The following is a 20,466-nucleotide window of genomic DNA, read 5'->3' as shown; positions in this document are numbered from 1 at the left end:
CGGGGGAGGGTATGCTGCGATCCATGACCGGATCGCCGCGCATCGCCTTCCTTGCCAGTCCCGCCGCCGATGCACAGGCGGCGCTGGAGCAGTTCACCGCCCGCCACGGCCAGTGCCCGCCGGACGAGGCGGACATCATCTGCGCGCTCGGCGGCGACGGTTTCATGCTGCAGACCCTGCATCGCCACGGTGCCCTGGGCAAGCCGGTGTACGGCCTGAAGATGGGCACCGTGGGCTTCCTGATGAACCACTACCAGGGCGAGGGCGGCACGCTGCCCGACCTGATGCAGCGCCTGGAGGGGGCCGAACCCGCGGTGCTGCGTCCGCTGGAAATGGTCGCGGCCACCGAATCCGGCGCCAGCGTCGGCTCGCTGGCCTACAACGAGGTCTCGCTGCTGCGCCAGACGCGCCAGGCCGCCCACGTCTCGATCGAGCTCAACGGCCAGGTGCGCCTGGACGAGCTGGTCTGCGACGGCGTGATGCTGGCCACGCCCGCCGGCAGCACCGCCTACAACTACTCCGCCCACGGCCCGATCCTGCCGCTGGGCTCCAGCGTCGTCGCCTTGACCCCGATCGCCGCCTTCCGGCCGCGGCGCTGGCGCGGGGCGCTGCTCAAGGCCGATACGGTGGTGCGCTTCCGCGTGCTCGATCCCTACAAGCGCCCGGTCAGCGCCACCGCCGACTCGCACGAGGTCCGCGACGTGGTCGAGGTCACCATCCAGGAGTCGCGCGACCGCACCGTGACCCTGCTGTTCGACCCCGAGCACAACCTCGAGGAGCGGATCCTCAGCGAGCAGTTCGAGGCCTGATCCCCGCGCGCCGCCGCTCCCGCGGATGCTTCAGCGCGCCGGGGCACCGTCGCCGGCGGCGACCGCGAACGGCCGCACCCGATTGACCAGGGCCATGAGCACGCGGCCGGGCTCCTCCAGCGGCGCGAGATGCGCCGAGTGCTCGAACCACACCGCATCCTTGGCCGGCGCTTCGACCCGGGCCACCCAGTCGGCCGCCTGCTGCGAGGGCGTGGTGTAGTCGTGCCGGCCCATGAACATCACCACCGGCGCGCCGACCTCGTGCACGCCGCGGAAGTCGACGATGTTCCATTCGGCCAGGATCCGGTCGAGGGTCAGCAGGCTGCCTTCGTGGATCGCCTGGCGGTCGGCCTCGCTGTAGTCAGGCGACAGGCGCTGCGAGGCGAAGTACTGGTTGGCGTTGTCGCGGTAGCTGCTGAGGCCGCCGAAGTGGATGCTCCATTTCCGCTGCGTACCGATGCGGTCGCGGTGCAGCGCTTCGGGGCCGGGGTAGGGCGCCAGCGCCTCGAGCTCGGCGATCGCCTCGCGGTGGCCTTCGGCCCGCGCGCGGCGCAGGGCGTACTCGTAGCCGAGGGTTTCGTTCTCCTCGACACTGATGACCTGCCCCAGGCCGACGTAGGCGTGCAGCCACTCGGGCCGCTGCAGCAGTACTTCCATGCCGACGATCGTGCCCCAGCTGTGGCCGAGCACCACGACCTTGTCCTTGCCGAAGCGCTCGCGCAGCAGGGCGATGAGTTCGAGCGCATCGTCGACATAGCGTTCGATCCTGATCGTGTCCGCGACTTCGACGGGATCGGACGCCCGATAGGTCTTGCCGCTCGCGCGCTGATCCCACTGCACCACGGTGAAGTAGTCCTCCCAGGCGCGCTGGAAGGTCCAGCTCGCCGGCATCATCGGCTGCGCCGGCCCGCCGTGCAGGTAGAGCAGCACCGGGTTGTCGCGATCCGCACCGCGGATCGATATCCACTGTTCGATGCCGCCCAGGCGCACCTTTTCCAGTGACTGCACGCCGTTCGGAGTGACCACCCGCTGGAGGTCGCCGAGGATGCGTTTGGTTTCGGCGTGGGGTTCACCGGTGTCGGCCGGCGTTGCGCCGGATGCGGTCGCGAGCATGGGCATGGCGAGCAGGGCGGCAAGCAGGATGGCGGCGCGCGACAGTTTTCGGGTGCGGGATTCCATGGTCGAACTTCGTTGTGGCCGGTGCAGACAGCGTCCCGGACGTGATCCGCGTGCGGCAGTGCCTGCAGTCACGTCTCCGGCAGGGCATCTCGCGTCCTGCGACCGCCATCACGCATACTTGCGCCATGCCGTCCGATGTCCTGCCGCCGCTGATCGTCGCGATCTCCTCTCGGGCCCTGTTCGACCTCGAGGACAGCCATTCGCTGTTCGAGAGCGCCGGCATCGAGGCCTATGCCGAGCACCAGCGGGCCAAGGAGGACGAGGTGTTGGAGCCCGGTATCGCCTTCCCGCTGGTGCGCAAGCTGCTCGCGCTCAACGAAGGCGCCGCGGCTGACGCCCCGCGCGTGGAGGTGATCCTGCTGTCGCGCAACTCCGCCGACACCGGGCTGCGCATCTTCAACTCCATCCAGCACCACGGCCTTTCGATCGCGCGCGCGACCTTCACCTCGGGCGAGCCGACCTGGCCCTACATCCGGCCCTTCGGCGCCCAGCTGTTCCTGTCGGCCAATCCCGATTCCGTGCGCGCTGCGCTGGAGAACGGCGTGGCCGCGGCCACCATCCTGCCGGCCAAGGCGCCGGCGCACCGCCATGACCAGCTGCGCATCGCCTTCGACGGCGATGCGGTGATCTTCGGCGACGAGGGCGAGCGGGTGTCGCGGGAAGCCGGGATCGAGGCCTTCCATCGCCACGAGATCGAGCGTGCGCGCGAGCCGCTGTCGGGCGGGCCGTTCCGCGGCTTCCTCGACGCGCTGCACCACCTGCAGGCGGCGTATCCGCCGGGCGACGCCTCGCCGATCCGCACTGCCCTGGTCACCGCGCGTTCGGCGCCCGCGCATGAGCGCGTGATCCGCACCCTGCGCGAGTGGGGCGTGCGCCTGGACGAGGCCCTGTTCCTGGGCGGCCGGCCGAAGGGGCCGTTCCTGGACGTGTTCGGCGCCGACATCTTCTTCGACGACTCGCAGCACAACATCGACTCCGCCCGCGAACACGTGGCCACCGGCCACGTGCCGCACGGCATCTCGAACTCCTAGTCCGGCAGCCGGATTTCGGCCAGGCGCCAGCGCGTGCCGTTGCGGGTCAGCACCAGCACCAGTTCGCTGCCATCGTCCATCGTGACCGTGGCCGACGCGCGCGAGAAGGATTCGAAGCGCAGCCGTGGCTCGGGGATCGGCTCCGGCTGTGCGCTGGTATCGCTGCGCGTCGGCGGCGGGACCCCGCCCACCCGGTTCCAGACCTTGCGTCCCTCCATCATCGCGCCGAGGCCGACGGGGGTGACCATCGCATCCACCAGGCCACCCGCAAGCCCCGCGGCCACGGTCACGCCGAAGGCGCTGAAGGGCCCGGAGTGCGCGTCCACGCCGGCGGCGCGGATGACGCGGTCCTGTACCTGCGGCCTCAGGCTGGCGCGCAGCGCCGGGAAATCGACGTGACGCGAGAGCGCACGCGCGTCCTCGGTCTTCACTGCCTGGCGGATGCCTTCGATCGCGCGCCAAGGACCGCTCGCGGTCCAGGCCAGCAGGGCGACCAGCACCACGGCGGCGATCCAGGCCAGGCGGCGCAGCTTGCGGGCATCGACCATGCTCAGAACTCCAGGTCCAGCGCGGCGCAGAGGTAGTCGACGAAGGGCGCGAGCTCGCGCAGGTCCTTCGCCAGCACCTGGCGCAGCTTCGGGCCGGTGACGGTGGCGTCGTCGAGCGCGCGCCAGGCCACGAAGCTGCGGTGGCGCAGGTCGTCGATGAAGGCGAAGTCGGCGGGAAAGCCACGCGGCGGGCGCACCAGTATGTCCTCGTCATCGAGTGCGTAGCGGCGGCGGAAGGCGGGCGCGTGCGCGGCGGCCTTCCAGCCGGCGGGATTGTCGACGATGAACTGGCGGATCCGGCGCAGCGTCGGCGATTCGGGACGCCAGATGCCGGCGCCGACGAAACAGCCGCCGGGCTCGATGTGCAGGTAGTACAGCGGTGAGGCCAGCTCCCTGCGCCGGGCGTGGAACAAGCGCGCGCCCTGCCAGGTCTTGTAGGGTCGCTTGTCGTTGGCGAAGCGGGTGTCGCGCTGGATGCGGTACAGCGAGCCGCCGACTGTGCGCGGGTCGGCGCGGAAGTGCAGGCTTACTTCGGCGAGGTCGGGCTGCAGGTCCGTGACCAGCCGCTGCAGCGGGTCGCGCACGTGCGCTTCGTAGTCGTGCTTGTGGGCGTGGAACCAGACGCGCTCGTTGTGGCGCGCGAGCGCGCGCAGGAAGCGGAAGGTCTTCTCGCTGAAGTAGGTGCTCATGGGTCTGCAGGCAGGCTGTCGGATGCCCTGGTGGGGCCACCGGAGGCGGTGGACGCGCCGGCCGGAGCGAGCCCGGCGGCAAGTTCGCGGCCCCATGCGTCCAGGCGGTCGAGGAGGTCGAGGCGGTCACCGCTGTCGGCATGCTCGCCGCGCAGGCGCGCGATGTCGGCGAAGTAGGCGTCGAAGCCCAGTTCGGAGAGGCCGCTGTCGCCTGCCAGACGGTGCTGGCGGTACGCGTCCCAGCGCGCGCGCTCGGCGCCGTCGAGGGTTTCGGGCCAGTTGCGTGCGCGGTAGCGGAACAGCAGCTCGGGCAGGCGCGGATCCTGGAAGCCGAAGTCGTGCGCGCCCAACTGTGCAGGCGGCGTCGCCCGCACGCGGGCCAGCCGGGCCTTGTCGCCGGCCTCGATGAATCCGTCGTAGAGCGCGGCGTCGACGTCGGCGGGTCCGTGTTCGTCGCGCTCGCGGGCGAAGACGCGGCGGACCTTTTCCGCGATCGCGGGACCGTGCTCGCGGATGCGCGCCGCGCGCGCCTCGACCTGTGCCGGGTCGATGCCCAGGCGCTCGAAGTCCGCCGGGCGCAGGTGGCTCCACTGCACCAGGGCCGGGCTGCGGTTGGTGTGCACTTCCTTCAGCGGGACGCGCGAAAGCCCCTCGGGCAGATCGTCCCTGCGCACGAAGACGCGGCCGGCGATCTCTTCGGCGGACAGCGCCAGCAGATCGTCGGGCTCGGTGTCGAGGTCGCAGACGATGACCCGGTTGCCGATCTGCGGGTGTGTCGCCACCGGCACCACGGCCGCGGCGCACAGGCGCGAGGCCGGATAGCGCTGCGAGACGTGCAGCACCGGCTGCATCGCGATCGGGTCGAGCAGGCCGGCGACGTGGCGCTTGTCGCGCAGCGCGAGCGCGTACTGCCACAGCCGCGGCTGCGCCTCGCGGAACAGGCGCGCCAGGCCGATAAGCGCGCGTACGTCCGACAGCGCCTCGTGGGCATCGCCGGTGCGCACGCCGTTGGCTTCGGCCAGGTGTTCGAGCTTGAAGGACGTCGCGCCGTCCTCGCGCCGTGGCCAGGCGATGCCCTCGGGCCGCAGCGCATGCGCCAGGCGCATCACGTCGAGCAGGTCCCAGCGGCTGTTGCCGTTGCGCCACTCGCGCTCGTAGGGATCGTGGAAGTTGCGGAACAGGCCGTGGCGGACGAATTCGTCGTCGAAGCGCAGCGAGTTGTAGCCGAGCGTGCAGGTACCCGGTTGCGACATCTCGTCGGCGATGCGGGCGAAGGCCTCGGCCTCTATCACGCCGTCGCGCTGGGCGTCCTGCGGCGCCAGCCCGGTGACCATCGACGCGCCCGGCGAGGGCAGCAGGTCGTCGGCGGGGCGGACCATGAACTCGATGGGATCACCAAGCTCGCGCAGCTCCGCGTCGGTGCGGATGGCGGCGAACTGCGCGATCCGAGTGCGCCTCGGGTCGGTGCCCCAGGTTTCGAGGTCGTAGAACAGGAAGCTGTTGCTCACGCCACCACCAGGCCTGCGGCGGCACTCGCGCTCCCGCGTTGCTCATCGCGTCCGCTGCCACGGAAAGGGCCTGTGGCGGATGCGCGGGCGCTCATGGGCTGTCCTCCAGCGGCGGCAGGGCGGCTTCGATCACGGGATCGAGCGCGTCGATGTCGACCTCGTCCAGCGACGACAGGCCGCGAGTGGCGTCTTCCAGGATCACCCGCTGCACCTCGCTGCGCTCCAGCGCCAGCGAATAGGGGATGCGCATGAAGGTGACCATGGCGTAGTGCGGGATGAAACGGGTGGGGTGGCGCGCCTGCAGCGCCAGCTCCAGCTCGCGTTGCAGCAGGAAGCCGGGATCGTCGACCAGGTCGCGCATCTCGATGTAGTTGTCGAGCGCCATCTTCTGGATCGCGGCGGCGTCAGGCCGGCGTTGCGCCGCAAACGCGGCATAGGCCGTGGCAAGGTCGTCGTTCGCGTCCAGGTGCTTCGCAAGAGCGACGCAGTCCTCGAAGGCGCAGTTCATGCCCTGGCCGTGGAAGGGCACCATCGCGTGCGCGGCGTCGCCGATCAGCACCGCGTCGCCATCCAGGTGCCAGCGGTCTAGGTAGAGCGTGCCGAGCGTGCCGACCGGGTTGGCCTCGAAGTCGTGGTCGAGCTCCGGGATCAGCGGCAGCGCGTCCGGGAAGTCACGCTCGAACAGCGCGCGTGCCGCCCTGGCGTCGGGCACGGTCTCGAAGCTGGGATCACCGTGGCCTTCGTCCTCCATCGCCATGAACAGGGTGACGGTGAAGGTGCGTTCGTCGTTGGGCAGGGCGATGCACATGTAGCGGCCGCGCGGCCAGATGTGCAGGGCATTGGGCTCGATGCGGAAGTCGCCATCGGCGGCGGGCGGGATCTCCAGCTCCTTATAGCCATGTTCGAGCCACTCGGTGCGCTCGCCGAGGTCGCCGTGCTGCTGCATCTGCGCACGCAGGGTGGAGCCGGCGCCGTCGCAGCCGATCAGGGTGCGGAAGCCGACACGGTGGAGTTCGCCGCCGCCGCGGTAGAACGCGCGCCGCGCGGTGAAATCCACGGATTCCAGGCGGCGGTCGAAGTGGAGCCTGGCGCCCGCGGCCTCGGCGGCATCGATCAGGGTGATGTTGAGTTCACCGCGGCTGACCGACCAGATCACCTCGCTGTCGTCGCGGCCGTAGCGCTGCAGCTGCGGTGCGCCTTCAAGAGGGTGGACCATGCGCCCGCGCATCATCACCGCTTGCGCCAGCACATCGCGGTCGGCGTCGGCGGCGCGCAGCGCGTGCAGGCCACGTTCGGCCAGGGCGAGGTTGATCGAGCGTCCGCCGGCGAAGCCGTGCAGACGCGGATCGCCGCGGCTCTCGTAGACCTCGACCTTCCAGCCGCGCTGGGCGAGCAGGGTGGCCATCAGCGCGCCGGCAAGTCCGGCGCCGACGATGGTGACCTCGCGCGGCGTTGCGCCGCGGGCTCCGGCGGCGCCGGTGGCGGCGGACGCCGCGCTCATGCGCGGCCCTCGCGCCAGGCCTCGGTGGCGCGCACGAAGCGCAGCACGTCGGCGTGGCTGTTGTACATCGGCGCGGGCGAAATCCGGATCACGTCGGGCTCGCGCCAGTCGCCGAGCACGCCCTGCGCACCCAGCGATTCGAACAGCGAACGCCCGGCCTCGCGCCCGCGCAGGCCGCGGCCTTCCAGCACCCGCAGCGAAAGCTGGGCGCCGCGCTGCGCCGGGTCGCGGGGCGTGGCGATGCGCAGGGTGTCGGACAGGCGCTGGTCGATCAGTGTTTCCAGGTAGCCGGTGAGCGAGCGCGACTTCGCGCGCAGCGCCTCCATGCCGACGCGGTCGAACAGCTCGAGCGAACCGCGCAGCGGCGCCAGGCCCAGGATCGGCGGATTGCTGAGCTGCCAGCCCTCGGCGCCCGGCGTCGGGTCGAAATCGGGGCCCATGCGGAAGCGCGTGGCCTCGTCGTGGCCCCACCAGCCGGCGAAGCGCGGGCGGTCGGTACGCGCGTGGCGCGCATGCACGAAGCAGCCGGCCACCGCGCCCGGCCCGGAGTTCAGGTACTTGTAGTGGCACCAGACCGCGAAGTCGGGGCCGTCGTCATGCAGCCTCAGCGCCAGGTTGCCGGCGGCGTGGGCGAGGTCGAAGCCGACCACCGCGCCCGCGGCGTGCCCCAGGCGCGTGATCTCCGCGACGTCGAAGGCCTGGCCGCTGCGGTACTGCACGCCGGGCCAGAGCACCAGCGCCAGCCGCGGGCCGTGTTCTTCGATGGCGCGCGCGATGGCCTCCATCGAAAACGTGCCTTCGGGCAGGTCCGGTTCCAGCTCGATCAGGTCGGTTGCCGGGTCGAAGCCATGGAAGCGGACCTGCGACTCCAGCGCATAGCGGTCGGAAGGAAACGCCCCGGCCTCCATCAGGATCGCCGGCCGCTCGCGCGTAGGCCGGTAGAAACTGACCATCATGAAGTGCAGGTTGGCGGTGAGCGAGTTCATCGCCACCACCTCCCCGGGCTCGGCGCCCACCACCCGCGCCAGCGGCTCGCGCAGCAGCGCGTGGTAGGGCATCCACTGCGTGGTGCCCGTGAAATGCGCTTCCACCGCCTCGGCGGCCCACTTGTCGAGCACGTCCTCCACATGCGCCCGCGCCGACTTCGGCTGCAGCCCCAGCGAATTGCCCACGAAATAGGCCTGCTCGCCATCCCCGTGCCGCGGCACGTGGTACTCGCCGCGCAGGCTGCGGAGGGGATCGGCCTCGTCGAGGGCTGCGGCGTACTGGTCGGTGTATGGCTCGGTCATTTCAGAAGCCTTTTTGCCACGGATTACGCGGATAAGAGCAGATTGAAAAGTATGTGCCGGCGGCAGCGCGCATTTCCATGCCAATGGAGGATTGATCCGCGTGAATCCGCGTTATCCGCGAGATCCGTGGCAAAGAAGGCTTTCTCACACGAACCTGGACACCGGCAGCCCCAGCCATTCCAGGGCGGTGCCGTGGTAGAGGCGGGCCTGCCCGGCGGGATCCAGGGCGAGGGCGTCGATGCCCGCGCCGGGCTGCTGTTCGCCCAGTGGGAAGGGGTAGTCGGTGCCCAGCATCACGCGGTCGATGCCGCAGGTGTCGAGCAGGTAGCGCAGGGCACGGTCGTCGGCGACCCAGGAATCGAAATAGAGCTTCGACAGGTACTCGCGCGGGTTGCGCGGGTTGTCGGTGGCGACCAGGTCCGGGCGCATGTTGAAGCCGTGCTCGATGCGGCCGATGGTGTAGGGGAAGCTGCCGCCGCCGTGGGCCATGCAGACCTTCAGCTTCGGCAGCCGCTCCAGCACCCCGCCGAACACCAGCGAACAGGCCGCGCGCGACTGCTCGGCCGGCATGCCCACCAGCCAGGGCAACCAGTACTTGGGCATGGTGTCGGTGCCCATCATGTCCCAGGGGTGGACCAGGATCGCCGCGCCCAGGTCGGCCGCGGCCTCGAAGAACGGGAACAGCTCCGGCGCGTCGAGGTTCCAGTGGGTGCCGTCGGCCAGCTGGATGTGCGAGCCGATCTGCACGCCCTGCAGGCCAAGCTGGTCCATGCAGCGCTCCAGCTCCTGCACCGCCAGCCGCGGCGACTGCAGCGGCACCGTGCCGATGCCGGCGTAGTGGCGCGGATGCGCGCGGCAGGTTTCGGCCATGTGGTCGTTGAGCGCCTGGTGCAGCTCCAGCGCCTGGTTGGGCTTCGCCCAGTAGCTGAACATCACCGGCACGGTGCTGATCACCTGCACCTGCACGCCGAAGCGGGCATAGTCGTCGATGCGCTCCTGCGCGTCCCAGGTCTTGGACCAGATCTCGCGGAAGAAGCGCCCGTCCTTGTAGATGCGGTGGCGGCCGTCCTCGGTGTGGTGGATGACCGGGAACCGTTCGTCGCCGTATTTGCGCGCCAGGTCGGGCCAGTCGCGGGGCAGGTAGTGGGCGTGGATGTCGATTTTCAGCATCGTGTGCGCAGCCTCAGGTGATGTCCGCCTGCGAATCCGCCTGCATCTCGTATCTTGTCGGCCGCGGGTTGAGATGGCCGCAGGCCTTGCAGGTGCGCAGTTCGTCGCTGCGATAGAAGGTCTCGAACACGCGGAAGAAGTCCTGCTCGATGTCCTCGAGGTGGAAGAACTCCTCGTAGACCTTCTCGTTGCAGTTCTCGCAGAACCACATCAGGCCGTCGTCCTCGTGCGGCAGGCGCCTGCGCTCGATCACCAGCCCGATCGAACCCTCGGCGCGCTGCGGCGAATGCGGCACGCGCGAGGGCAGCAGGAAGGTCTCGCCGGCACGGATCGGCACGTCGCGGACCTTCCCGTCCTCCTGGATGCGCAGCACCATCTCGCCTTCGAGCTGGTAGAACCACTCCGGGCCTTCCTCGAAGTGGTAGTCGGTGCGCGCGTTCGGGCCGCCGACCACCATCACGATGAAATCGCCGTCGTAGATGCACTTGTTGCCCACCGGGGGCTTGAGCAGGTGGCGGTTGTCCTCGATCCACTTCTGGAAGTTCAGCGGCGGCGGAATCATGGCGTGTCTCCCTGGATGGCGGCGACGCACTTGAGTTCGATCGCGATCGGCGTCGGCAGCGCGGTGATGCCCAGCGTGGTGCGGCAGGGCGCGGTGGCGGGATCGGGGAAGTGCTCGGCCCAGACCGCGTTGTAGGCCTTGAAGTCACGCGCCATGTCGGTGAGGTAGACGGTCACGTCGACCAGGTCTTCCCAGCGCGCGCCGCTGGCTTCGAGCACGGCGCGGACGTTGGCGAACACGGCGCGGGTTTGCGCCGCGATGTCGTAGGCGCGCACGCGCCCATCGGCGAAGTAGTCGTTGCCGGGGATCGAGTCGCTGGCAGGGTCGCGCGGGCCGATGCCCGACAGGAACAGCAGGTCGCCGACGCGCCGCGCGTGCGGATAGGCGCCGACCGGCTTGGGCGCGGTGCTGGCCTGGACCACGGTGCCGGTCATCTCAGCGGTCCTCGCGGTCTTCGCTGATGCGCTGCAGCGCCGGCCCGTACTGCTCGGGCAGGGCTGTCGGCGAATCGATCGACAGGCCGAGGTCATGTACGCGGCCGTCGCGCAGCGAGTACACCCAGGCGTGCACCGCGAGCGTCTGCCCGCGCGCCCAGGCTTCGCGCACCACCGTGGTCTCGCAGACGTTGATCATTTGCTCCAGGGCATTGAGCTCGCACAGGCGGTCGTGGCGGAGCTCGTCGCTGTCGATGGCCTCGATGATTGCGCGGTGCTTGTGCTTGACGTCCTTGACGTGGCGGATCCAGTTGTCGGCCAGGCCCACGCGCTGGCTGGTGAGCGCCGCGCCCACGCCGCCGCAGCCGTAGTGGCCGACCACCAGGATGTGCTCGACCTTGAGCACGTCGATCGCGTACTGGATCACCGACAGGCAGTTGAGGTCGGTGTGCACCACGACGTTGGCGATGTTGCGGTGGACGAAGACCTCGCCCGGGTTCATGTCGATGATCTGGTTGGCCGGCACGCGCGAGTCGGAGCAGCCGATCCACAGGTACTTCGGGTGCTGCAGTCCGGACAGGCGGCTGAAGAAACCCGGGTCCTCCGCGCGGGCGCGTTCGGCCCAGATGCGGTTGCGTTCGAGCAGGTCGTGCATTCGGTACATGGGGGTTCCGTGTCGTGCGAAAGGGATGCGGGCTCAGGTCGCGATGCAGACGTTGCGCGGTTCGGTGAAGAAGCGCATCGCCTCCAGCCCGCCTTCGCGGCCGAGGCCGGACTGGCCCATGCCGCCGAAGGGCGTGCGCAGGTCGCGCATCAGCCAGGTGTTGATCCAGACGATGCCGCAGCGCAGCTGCGCGCCGAAGCGGTGCGCGCGCGCCAGGTCGCGCGTCCACACCGAAGCGGCCAGGCCGTAGTCGCCGGCGTTGGCGAGGGCCAGCGCCTGCTCGTCGTCGTCAAAGGCCTGCAGGGTCGCCACCGGCCCGAAGATCTCCTCCTGGTTGCTGGCGCAGTCAGGGCCCAGGCCTTCGATCACGGTGGGCGCCACGAACCAGCCGGGGCGGTCTAGCGCGCTGCCGCCGCAGAGCACCTCGCCGCCCTCGTCGCGGGCGCGTGCGATCGCGGCGACCACCTTGTCGAAGTGCGCCTGCGAGACCAGCGGGCCGAGTTTGGCGTCGCGATCCATCGGGTCGCCGGGGCGCAGCGCCAGCGCGCGCGCCACGAAGGCGTCGCGGAATTCCGCGTACACCGCGCGCTCGACCAGGATGCGCGAGCCGCAGAGGCAGATCTGGCCGCTGTTCTGGAAGGCGGAGCGGACGAGCGTGTCGAGGTGGTCGCGCCAGTCGCTGTCGGCGAACACCAGGGTCGGGTTCTTGCCGCCCAGTTCCAGCGAGACCTTCTTCAGCAGCGGCCCGGCGATGCCGGCGATGCGCCGGCCGACCACGGTGCTGCCGGTGAACGACACCGCCTTGACCGCGCCGTCGCGGACGATGGCCTCGCCGACCTCCGGGCCGCCGCCGTGGACGACGTTGAGCACCCCGGCCGGAAGCCCCGCTTCCAGCGCCAGTTCGCCCAGCATGGTCGCGGTGGCCGGGGTCACCTCGGACGGCTTCGCCACCACGGTGTTGCCGGCCGCCAGCGCCGGCGCGATCTTCCAGGTGAACAGGTACAGCGGCAGGTTCCACGGCGAGATCGTGCCGACCACGCCCAGCGGCTGGCGCAGGGTGTAGTTGATGCCGGCCTCGCCGTGGTGGGATTCGCTGCCGAACTGGGTCGCGGCGTGGGCGAAGAAGCGCAGGTTCGACACCGCGCGCGGGATCTCCGCGTCGCGCGCCAGCGCGTAGGGCTTGCCGCCGTCGCGGGCTTCGGCGTGGGCGAAGTCGTCGATGCGCGATTCCAGCGCATCCGCCAACCGCTCCAGATGGCGCGAGCGCTCGCTGTTGCGCAGGCCGGACCAGGCAGGGAAGGCTTCACGCGCCGCGGCCACTGCCGCCTCGACATCCGCGCCATCGCCATCCGCGACCTCGGCATAGGCCTGGCCGGTGGCCGGCTCGAACACCTCGCGCCAGCGACCGCTGGCGGCGTCGCGGGGACCGCTGCCGATGACGTGTGGATAGCGTCGCATCCCGCAAGCTTACCCGTGGCGGACCCGGGGCGTCAGGACTGGCAGGCCGGGCACAGGTAGAGCCGGCGCGATCCCGCGTCCATGCGTTCGATCGCGGTGCCGCAGCCGGGGCAGGGCTGGCCGTCGCGACCGAAGACCTGGAAGCGGAACGCGTGGGCGCCGGGCGCGTCCGCGAGATAGTCCCCGCGCATGCGGTCGGCCGGTGCGATGCCGCGGGTGGCGTAGCTGTGGCGCGGGATGTCGAGCAGGGCCTGCGCCAACCGCGCGGTGGTCGCGGGATCAAGGTCCTTCGGCCGCCGCTCCGGCCGCAGCCCGGCGGCGAACAGGACTTCCGCGCGCAGGTAGTTGCCCATGCCGGCCAGGAAGCCCTGGTCGAGCAGCAGGCCGCCCAGCGCGCGGCCGCGGAAGGGCGGTGACTGCAGGCGCGCGGCCACGGCCGAGGCATCGAGCGCGGGGTCGAGCACGTCCGGCCCCAGCCGCTGCAGGAAGGGATGCGACTCGACCTCGTCGCTGCGCCACATCGACACGTCGGACGCCGAATACAGCAGGATCGCGCCGCGCGCGGTTTCCAGCGCCACCCGCAGCGAGCGCGTCGTTTCCGGCCGTTCGCCGGGCGCGGCCACTTTCCACACCCCGTACAGCTGGTTGTGGCTGTACATCGTCCAGCCGTGGTCGAAGCGGGTGAGCAGGGCCTTGCCGCGCGGCGTGATCGATTCGATGCGGTGGCCGGGCAGGGCGGCCTCGAAGCGCTTCAGGGCCGGGAACGCGAACCAGGCGCGGACCAGCGGTTCGCCCACCACCGCCTCGGCCAGGCGATCGGCGGCGCGACGGATTTCCGGGCCTTCGGGCACGGCCTCAGATCGAGGCCATGCGCCCGCCGTCCACCGCCAGGCTGACGCCGTTGACGTAGCCGGCCGCCGGCGAGCACAGGAAGGCGATCACGCCACCGGTCTCCTCCGGGCGCGCGAAGCGGCCCGCGGGCACCGAGGCGCACATCGCGGCACGCACCTGGTCGGCGGATTCGCCGGTCTTCGCGACCCGGTCGGCGACGATCTGCTCGATGCGCCCGGTCTCGGTGAAGCCGGGCAGCACGTTGTTGACGGTGATGCCGTCGCCGCCCAGCTCGCGTGCCAGCGTCTTGGCCCAGCTCGCCACCGCGCCGCGCACCGTGTTGGACACGCCCAGGCCGGGAATCGGCTCGCGCACCGAGGTCGAGACCACGTTGACGATGCGGCCCCAGCGCACCTCGCGCATGCCCGGCAGCACCGCCTGCAGCAGCACCTGGTTGGCGAGCAGGTGGCGGCGGAAGGCCTCCTCGAACGCGGCCAACGGCGCGTTGGCGGCGGGACCGCCCGGCGGGCCGCCGGTGTTGTTGACCAGGATGTGGACCGGGCGCCTCGCGACCACGGCGTCGACCGCGGCGCGCAGGCCGTCGGTGTCGGCACTGTCGGCCACCGCCACCGCATGGCCGCGCGAATCGCCGCCCGCCAGGCCCGCGACGACGTCGCGCAACGCATCTTCGCGGCGCGAGAGCACGGTCACGCTGGCGCCCAGCGCCGCAAGTTCTTCCGCGGTCGCGCGGCCGATGCCTTCGGACGCACCACAGACCAGGGCGTGGCGTCCGTCGAGGTCGAGATCCATGGCTGCAGCTCCTGTGTGGGTGGGATCAGGCCTGGCCGCCGAAGTTCTGCACCATGCCGGCCTGCAGCACGGTGTCGTCGTCGCCCTGCGGCGGCGCGAGCTCGCCGGGCAGGAAGCCGCGCTCGGCGAGGTCGGCCTCGTCCATGCCCTCGAAGGCCACGAACTCGGCGTCGAGCAGCATCGAGCGCGCGGTGTCCTCGCTGTCGTAGACCAGGGTGTTGCCGTCGCTGTCGAGCACCTCGGCGGTGCCGGCCTCGCGCACGCGCAGGCGCGCCCAGACCACGGTGCGTCCCAGCGTGGCCAGCCACCATTCGGTGCGCGGGGAATCCAGGTGGATGTCGTTCATGCCAGAGCCACCGACCACAGCCACAGGATGCCGGCGCCGGCCAGGCCGAAGATCACCACCGACAGCGCGATCCGCGCCGGCGTCGCCAGCCCGGTGAAGGTCGGGTCGCGGGTTTCGCGGTAGTCGCCGCCGAGCAGCCACCACATCGCCGCCGGCTTCAGGAAGGCGGCTTCGCCCAGGCGCGCGCGCACCTCCGGGTGGCGGTCGCGCAGGTGCACCAGCGACAGCGGCCAGAAGATCACGTAGGCGGTGGCGCCCGCGATGGCCACGCCGACGAAGCACAGGGCGAAGAACAGCAGCATAGCCTCAGTACTCCGCCGTGCCGGGCGCGCGCGGGTAGGGGATGGCGTCGCGGATGTTGGACAGGCCGCAGACGTAGACCACCAGGCGTTCGAAGCCGAGGCCGAAGCCTGCGTGCGGCACCGTGCCGTAGCGTCGGAAGTCGCGGTACCAGCCGTAGTGTTCGCGGTCCAGACCGAACTGGTCCATGCGCGCATCGAGCACGTCCAGCCGCTCCTCGCGCTGCGAGCCGCCGATGATCTCGCCGATGCCCGGGGCCAGCACGTCCATCGCCGCGACCGTCTTCCCGTCGTCGTTCAGGCGCATGTAGAAGGCCTTGATGTGCTCGGGGTAGTTGGTCACCACCACCGGGCGGCCCACGTGCTGCTCGGTCAGCCAGCGCTCGTGCTCGGTCTGCAGGTCCAGGCCCCATTCGACCGGGAAGTCGAACTTGTGGCCTGACTTCTGCAGCAGCTCCACGGCATCGGTGTACTCGATGCGCTCGAAGGGCGCGTTGATGAACGACTCCAGCCGCGTGACCGCGTCCTTCTGCACGCGCTCGGCGATGAAGGCCATGTCGTCCGCGCGCTCGTCCAGCACCGCCTTGAACAGGTACTTGAGGAATTCCTCGGAGATCCGGGCGGTTTCAGCCAGGTCGGCGAAGGCGATCTCCGGCTCGATCATCCAGAACTCGGCCAGGTGGCGCGTGGTGTGGCTGTTCTCGGCGCGGAAGGTCGGGCCGAAGGTGTAGACCTTGCTCATCGCCAGCGCGAAGGCCTCGACGTTGAGCTGGCCGGACACGGTCAGGAAGGTTTCCTTGCCGAAGAAGTCGCGGTCGAAGTCCACGTTGCCGTCCTTGCCGCGCGGCAGGTTGGCGAGGTCGAGCGTGGACACCCGGAACATCTGCCCGGCGCCCTCGGCGTCGGAGGTGGTGATGATCGGGGTGTTGATCCAGTAGTAGCCGTTCTCGTGGAACCAGCGGTGCGCCGCCTGCGCCAGGCAGTGGCGGATGCGGGTGACCGCGCCGAACAGGTTGGTGCGCGGGCGCAGGTGGGCGACTTCGCGCAGGAATTCCAGCGAATGGGCCTTGGGCTGGATCGGATACGTCTCCGGATCGTCCACCCAGCCCACGACCTCGATCGACGAAGCCTGGATCTCGAAGCTCTGGCCCTGGCCCTGCGAGGCCACCAGGGTGCCGGTGGCGATGACGGAGCAGCCGGCGGTGAGCCGCTTCACTTCGTCGTCGTAGTTGGACAGGCTGCTGGGCGCGACGACCTGGATCGGCGCGAAGCAGGAGCCGTCGCTGACGTTGACGAAGCTCAGGCCCGCCTTGGAGTCGCGTCGGGTGCGCACCCAGCCGCGGACCGTGACTTCGCCGCCTGCCGGGACCCTGCCCGCGAGCGCGTGTTCGACGCTGACCACCGTCATGCCTTGAATCCTTGGGGAAGGGACAGATACAGACGACCAGTTTACCGGACGCACCGTCCGACCGGTCGCCCGGTCCGGCCGTTCCCCACGGAGTAGAATGACGCCATGGCCATCACCCTTGCTCCCGCCGCCCTCGAACGCGTGAAGGGCTTCCTCGCCGCCGATCCCTCCGCCCTGGGCCTGCGCTTCGGCGTGCGCCGCACCGGCTGCTCGGGCTGGGGCTACGCGGTCGACCTCGCTCGCGCCGAAGCGCCGGACGACACGGTCTTCGAGCAGGACGGCGTGCGCATCTTCGTCGACGCCGACAGCCTGGAGCTGGTGGACGGCACCGAGATGGACTTCCAGAAGCAGGGCCTGAGCGAGCAGTTCACGTTCAGGAACCCCAAGGCGGCCGCCGAGTGCGGCTGCGGCGAGAGCTTCACGACCGACGCCGACAAGGTGGCCTGAGATTCGTCGTACCGCCTGGTGATGATGCGCGCCGCAGGAGGCGGCTGGCGGGGGGAGTGCTGCGCCCCGCCGTCAGCCATCCATGGCTGAAGCGGGGCCGTGGGCCATCCATGGCCCACTCTCCGCACTCCCCCCGCCAGCCACCTCCTGCACCACCTTTCTGGCACCGCTGGGCGAAAAGCGACGGACGCACCCTCATCTCCGAAGCCGGAAAACCACACGCCCGCGCGAGCGGGACACTGCGCGGTGGGTATGGACAGCGCACAGGGATGTGCGCGGTAGGCGAATCAGCCATGGGTGAGCGCGGGCTGCTTGCGCGGCACTGCCGCGCAGCCCGCGCGAACGCCCGGCGCGCTGCGCCGGGCCGGACCGGGCCGCATAGCGGACCGGGCTGCTTCGCCAGTCCATACCCACCGCGTAGTGGCACGCGTCCCCACGAGGCCCGAGCACCCCAACCAGCCCCCTGAAAACAACAATTTGCGCGAAACCCAAGCCGGCTGCCATAATGTGCGGCTCCCAGTCCACCGGGAGACCCTTGCCCCACGGCGTCCGCCAGGATCGTCCGGGGGCTATCCGGGCCCGCGGCACGCCGCCTCGGCCGATATCCACAAGGAAACAACATGCGTCACTACGAGATCGTGTTCCTGGTCCACCCGGACCAGAGCGAGCAGGTGCCGGCCATGGTCGAGCGCTACAAGACCCTGATCGAAGGCGCCGAAGGCAAGATCCACCGCCTGGAAGACTGGGGCCGCCGCCAGCTGGCCTATCCCATCGACAACCTCGTCAAGGCCCACTACGTCCTGATGAACATCGAAGCCGGCCAGTCCGTGCTCGATGAACTGGTCGAAGGCTTCCGCTTCAACGACGCCGTCCTCCGCCACATCGTGATCCGTCGCGAAGAGGCCGAGACCGAGCAGTCGCTGATCATGAAGAACAAGGACGAGAAGCCGGAGAAGTCCGACCGTCCCGAGCGCGGCGAACGCCGCCGCCGTGACGACGAAGAAGGCGAGGGCGACAAGCCCGCCACCGACGCCGACGCCGACGACAACTCCGAAGCCGCCTGAGGATCACCCACATGTCCAAGTTCTTCCGCCGCCGCAAGTTCTGCAAGTTCACCGCCGAGGGCGTCAAGGAGATCGATTACAAGGATCTCAACACCCTGCGCCAGAACCTGACCGAGAACGGCAAGATCGTTCCCAGCCGCATCACCGGCACCAAGTCGAAGTACCAGCGCCAGCTCGCCACCGCCGTCAAGCGCGCGCGTTTCCTGGCCCTGATCCCGTACACCGACAACCACAACGTCTGATTCCGCGCCGCCCCCACCGGGGCGGCCCGGCCACCGTCCGTTCGGACAGCAACAGTTGCGACGCGCGCCTGCGCGTCGCTAACGAATACGGAGAAACACCATGGATCTGATCCTTCTCGAGAAGGTCGTGAACCTCGGCAACCTTGGCGACAAGGTCAGCGTGAAGCCCGGCTACGGCCGCAACTTCCTCGTGCCGCAGGGCAAGGCCGTTCCGGCCACCGCCGCCAACCTGGCCGAGTTCGAGGCGCGCCGCGCCGAGTACGAAGCCAAGGCCCAGTCGAGCCTGGACGAAGCCAACCAGCGCGCCGCCGCGCTCGAGGACGCCAGCGTCACGATCTACGCCAACGCCTCTACCGAGGGCAAGCTGTACGGTTCGGTCGGCCCGCGCGACATCGCCGAAGCCCTGACCAAGGCCGGTACCCCGGTCGAGAAGTCGGAAGTGGTGATGGGCGAGGGCGCGTTCCGCACCATCGGCGAGTACGAGGTCATCGTGCACCTGCACGCCGACGTCGAGACCACCGTCAAGGTCGTGGTCGAGCCCGAAGCCGCCTGAGCCACATCCAGGCAGGTTTCACCGACGGGCGCCGCAGGGCGCCCGTCTTCGTTTCCGGTGGCGCGCAGTCTCAGCGCCTGAGATGCCCACCGGTTATCCACAGGGTTGTCTGCAACGCTTCCCGGCAGGGGTCAGTAGCATGTCAGTCCGACACAGGATCAGGAGCCGCGGCAAGGGCTCCGCACGGGGAGTTCCGATACCGATGAGCGCAAGACCGGGCTTCAAGCAGGATGGCCGCGATTTCCAGGGGCGCGGCGATGCCCGGATCGAACAGCTGCGCGTGCCGCCGCAGTCGGTGGAGGCCGAACAGGCGGTGCTGGGCGGCCTGATGCTGTCGCCCGAGTCCTACGACCGCGTCGGCGACCAGCTCGACGAGCACGACTTCTACCGCCGCGACCACCAGCTGATCTTCCGCGCGATCAAGGAGCTGGCCGAGCGCAACCGCCCCTTCGACGCGGTGACGCTGGGCGAGTGGTTCGAATCCCAGGGCCAGTCCGAACTCGTCGCCGGCGGCGCCTATCTGGTCGAACTGGCCAGCACCACGCCTTCGGCCGCCAACATCGTCGCCTACGCGGAAATCGTCCGCGACAAGGCCGTGCTGCGGCAACTGATCGAGGTTGGCACCGGCATCGTCAACGACGGCTTCCAGCCCGAGGGCCGCGACAGCGCCGAGATCCTGGCCAAGGCCGAGCAGGACGTGTTCGCGATCGCCGAGGCGGGCAGCCGTGGCCGCAGCGACTTCACCGCGGTCAACCAGGCCATGGCCGAGGCCTTCGACGTGCTGCAGACCCGCTATGCCAGCGGCGGCGGCATCACCGGTCTGCCGACGGGCTACACCGAGTTCGACGAGATGACCGCCGGTCTGCAGCCGACCGACCTGCTGATCCTCGCCGCGCGCCCGGCGATGGGCAAGACCACGCTGGCGCTCAACATGGCCGAGTACGCGGCCATGAAGACCAAGAAGCCGGTGGCCGTGTTCTCGATGGAAATGTCGGCCAGCCAGCTGGCGCTGCGCCTGATCTCCTCGGTCGGCCGGGTCAACGCCGCCCGGCTGCGCACCGGCCAGCTGGAGGACGAGGACTGGAGCCGCATTTCCAGCGCCATCCGCCTGCTGAAGGAAACGAAGATCTTCATCGACGACACCCCGGCGCTGTCGCCCGACGTGCTGCGCGCCAAGGCGCGCCGGCTCAAGCGCGAGCACGGCCTGGGCCTGATCGTGATCGACTACCTGCAGCTGATGGCGGTGCCCGGCAACAGCGAGAACCGCGCCACCGAGATCTCGGAGATCTCGCGTTCGCTCAAGGGCCTGGCCAAGGAGCTCAACGTGCCGGTGATCGCGCTGTCGCAGCTCAACCGCTCGCTGGAGCAGCGCCAGGACAAGCGCCCGGTGATGGCCGACCTGCGCGAATCCGGCGCCATCGAGCAGGATGCCGACGTCATCGTCTTCATCTACCGCGACGAGTACTACAACAAGGAAAATTCGCCGGACAAGGGCCTGGCCGAGGTCATCATCGGCAAGCAGCGTAACGGTCCCACGGGCTCGGTGAAGCTGAAGTTCTTCGGCGAGTACACCCGCTTCGACAACCTGGCCCACGATTCGGTGGGCAGCTTCGAGTAGCCGCGC

22 protein-coding genes and 1 pseudogene are annotated in these 20,466 nt (G+C 69.9%); 7 read left to right on the top strand and 16 right to left on the bottom strand.

Features of this window, described 5'->3' with window-relative positions; genetic code table 11:
* Nucleotides 1-23: 23 nt before the first annotated feature.
* A complete protein-coding gene (locus E2170_RS07180) occupies nt 24-809 on the top strand; it encodes an NAD kinase (RefSeq protein WP_132999875.1) in 786 nt (261 codons plus the stop codon).
* Nucleotides 810-839: 30 nt separating this feature from the next.
* Here the strand turns inward: E2170_RS07180 and E2170_RS07175 are convergent, their stop codons facing one another.
* Nucleotides 840-1,988 carry an alpha/beta fold hydrolase gene (locus E2170_RS07175; RefSeq protein WP_132999874.1) on the bottom strand — a complete coding sequence of 383 codons (1,149 nt, stop codon included), beginning with the start codon at nt 1,986-1,988 and terminating at the stop codon, nt 840-842.
* 125 nt (nt 1,989-2,113) lie between these two features.
* Here E2170_RS07175 and E2170_RS07170 point away from each other — a divergent pair, with 125 nt between their 5' ends.
* The gene (locus E2170_RS07170) at nt 2,114-3,019 is read left to right on the top strand and encodes a 5'-nucleotidase (RefSeq protein WP_132999873.1); all 906 of its coding nucleotides are present in this window, start codon (nt 2,114-2,116) and stop codon (nt 3,017-3,019) included.
* Here E2170_RS07170 and E2170_RS07165 read toward each other — a convergent pair.
* The 15 genes and pseudogenes from E2170_RS07165 to asnS form a co-directional block, all read right to left on the bottom strand.
* Nucleotides 3,016-3,567: a DUF2939 domain-containing protein gene (locus tag E2170_RS07165; protein ID WP_132999872.1), complete on the bottom strand. Its 552-nt coding sequence runs from the start codon at nt 3,565-3,567 to the stop codon at nt 3,016-3,018. The two genes, E2170_RS07170 and E2170_RS07165, sit on opposite strands and share 4 nt — an antisense overlap.
* A 2-nt stretch (nt 3,568-3,569) precedes the next feature.
* Complete coding sequence (locus E2170_RS07160) at nt 3,570-4,256, bottom strand: DUF2461 domain-containing protein (protein WP_132999871.1); 687 nt, start codon at nt 4,254-4,256, stop codon at nt 3,570-3,572.
* Between the two features lie 68 nt (nt 4,257-4,324).
* Nucleotides 4,325-5,764 (bottom strand): annotated as a pseudogene (gene sbcB / locus E2170_RS07155) (exodeoxyribonuclease I); the annotation flags it as partial.
* A 91-nt stretch (nt 5,765-5,855) separates the two neighbouring features.
* On the bottom strand, nt 5,856-7,265 hold the full coding sequence (locus E2170_RS07150) for an FAD-dependent oxidoreductase (protein ID WP_132999869.1): 1,410 nt from the start codon (nt 7,263-7,265) through the stop codon (nt 5,856-5,858).
* Entirely contained in the window at nt 7,262-8,554 is a 1,293-nt protein-coding gene (gene kynU / locus E2170_RS07145; RefSeq protein ID WP_132999868.1) for a kynureninase, read from the bottom strand. Before kynU ends, E2170_RS07150 begins: the two co-directional genes overlap by 4 nt.
* A 144-nt stretch (nt 8,555-8,698) precedes the next feature.
* Complete coding sequence (locus E2170_RS07140) at nt 8,699-9,724, bottom strand: amidohydrolase family protein (protein ID WP_132999867.1); 1,026 nt, start codon at nt 9,722-9,724, stop codon at nt 8,699-8,701.
* Nucleotides 9,725-9,737: 13 nt separating this feature from the next.
* A complete protein-coding gene (locus E2170_RS07135; protein WP_132999866.1) occupies nt 9,738-10,286 on the bottom strand; it encodes a 3-hydroxyanthranilate 3,4-dioxygenase in 549 nt (182 codons plus the stop codon).
* The gene (locus E2170_RS07130) at nt 10,283-10,720 is read right to left on the bottom strand and encodes a RidA family protein (protein WP_132999865.1); all 438 of its coding nucleotides are present in this window, start codon (nt 10,718-10,720) and stop codon (nt 10,283-10,285) included. The genes E2170_RS07135 and E2170_RS07130 overlap by 4 nt, the downstream gene beginning before the upstream one ends.
* A 1-nt stretch (nt 10,721) precedes the next feature.
* Entirely contained in the window at nt 10,722-11,384 is a 663-nt protein-coding gene (can, locus tag E2170_RS07125) for a carbonate dehydratase (protein WP_132999864.1), read from the bottom strand.
* A 33-nt stretch (nt 11,385-11,417) separates the two neighbouring features.
* Entirely contained in the window at nt 11,418-12,842 is a 1,425-nt protein-coding gene (locus E2170_RS07120) for an aldehyde dehydrogenase (protein WP_132999863.1), read from the bottom strand.
* A 32-nt stretch (nt 12,843-12,874) separates the two neighbouring features.
* Complete coding sequence (gene nei, locus E2170_RS07115) at nt 12,875-13,693, bottom strand: endonuclease VIII (protein ID WP_132999862.1); 819 nt, start codon at nt 13,691-13,693, stop codon at nt 12,875-12,877.
* 4 nt (nt 13,694-13,697) lie between these two features.
* A complete protein-coding gene (locus E2170_RS07110) occupies nt 13,698-14,483 on the bottom strand; it encodes an SDR family oxidoreductase (protein WP_132999861.1) in 786 nt (261 codons plus the stop codon).
* A gap of 25 nt (nt 14,484-14,508) precedes the next feature.
* Entirely contained in the window at nt 14,509-14,829 is a 321-nt protein-coding gene (locus tag E2170_RS07105; RefSeq protein WP_132999860.1) for a hypothetical protein, read from the bottom strand.
* Complete coding sequence (locus E2170_RS07100; RefSeq protein WP_132999859.1) at nt 14,826-15,131, bottom strand: hypothetical protein; 306 nt, start codon at nt 15,129-15,131, stop codon at nt 14,826-14,828. Before E2170_RS07100 ends, E2170_RS07105 begins: the two co-directional genes overlap by 4 nt.
* A 4-nt stretch (nt 15,132-15,135) precedes the next feature.
* On the bottom strand, nt 15,136-16,536 hold the full coding sequence (asnS, locus tag E2170_RS07095) for an asparagine--tRNA ligase (protein WP_132999858.1): 1,401 nt from the start codon (nt 16,534-16,536) through the stop codon (nt 15,136-15,138).
* Between the two features lie 105 nt (nt 16,537-16,641).
* On the opposite strand from asnS, the gene E2170_RS07090 reads away from it, so the two are divergent.
* The 5 genes from E2170_RS07090 (at nt 16,642) to E2170_RS07070 (ending at nt 20,460) form a co-directional block, all read left to right on the top strand.
* The gene (locus E2170_RS07090) at nt 16,642-16,983 is read left to right on the top strand and encodes a HesB/IscA family protein (RefSeq protein WP_132999857.1); all 342 of its coding nucleotides are present in this window, start codon (nt 16,642-16,644) and stop codon (nt 16,981-16,983) included.
* Between the two features lie 620 nt (nt 16,984-17,603).
* Nucleotides 17,604-18,047, top strand: a complete 444-nt coding sequence (rpsF, locus tag E2170_RS07085; RefSeq protein WP_132999856.1) for a 30S ribosomal protein S6 — start codon at nt 17,604-17,606, stop codon at nt 18,045-18,047.
* A gap of 11 nt (nt 18,048-18,058) precedes the next feature.
* Entirely contained in the window at nt 18,059-18,289 is a 231-nt protein-coding gene (gene rpsR, locus E2170_RS07080) for a 30S ribosomal protein S18 (protein ID WP_055247656.1), read from the top strand.
* Nucleotides 18,290-18,389: 100 nt separating this feature from the next.
* Nucleotides 18,390-18,842, top strand: a complete 453-nt coding sequence (rplI, locus tag E2170_RS07075; protein WP_132999855.1) for a 50S ribosomal protein L9 — start codon at nt 18,390-18,392, stop codon at nt 18,840-18,842.
* A gap of 202 nt (nt 18,843-19,044) precedes the next feature.
* Nucleotides 19,045-20,460, top strand: coding sequence for a replicative DNA helicase (locus tag E2170_RS07070; RefSeq protein ID WP_132999854.1), 1,416 nt, complete (start codon nt 19,045-19,047; stop codon nt 20,458-20,460).
* Nucleotides 20,461-20,466 lie beyond the last annotated feature (6 nt).

The organism is Luteimonas arsenica (genome assembly GCF_004352825.1).
GTDB lineage: Bacteria > Pseudomonadota > Gammaproteobacteria > Xanthomonadales > Xanthomonadaceae > Luteimonas > Luteimonas arsenica.
Note: the sequence above shows the minus strand (reverse complement) of the source record. Positions and strands in the feature narration are given on the sequence as shown.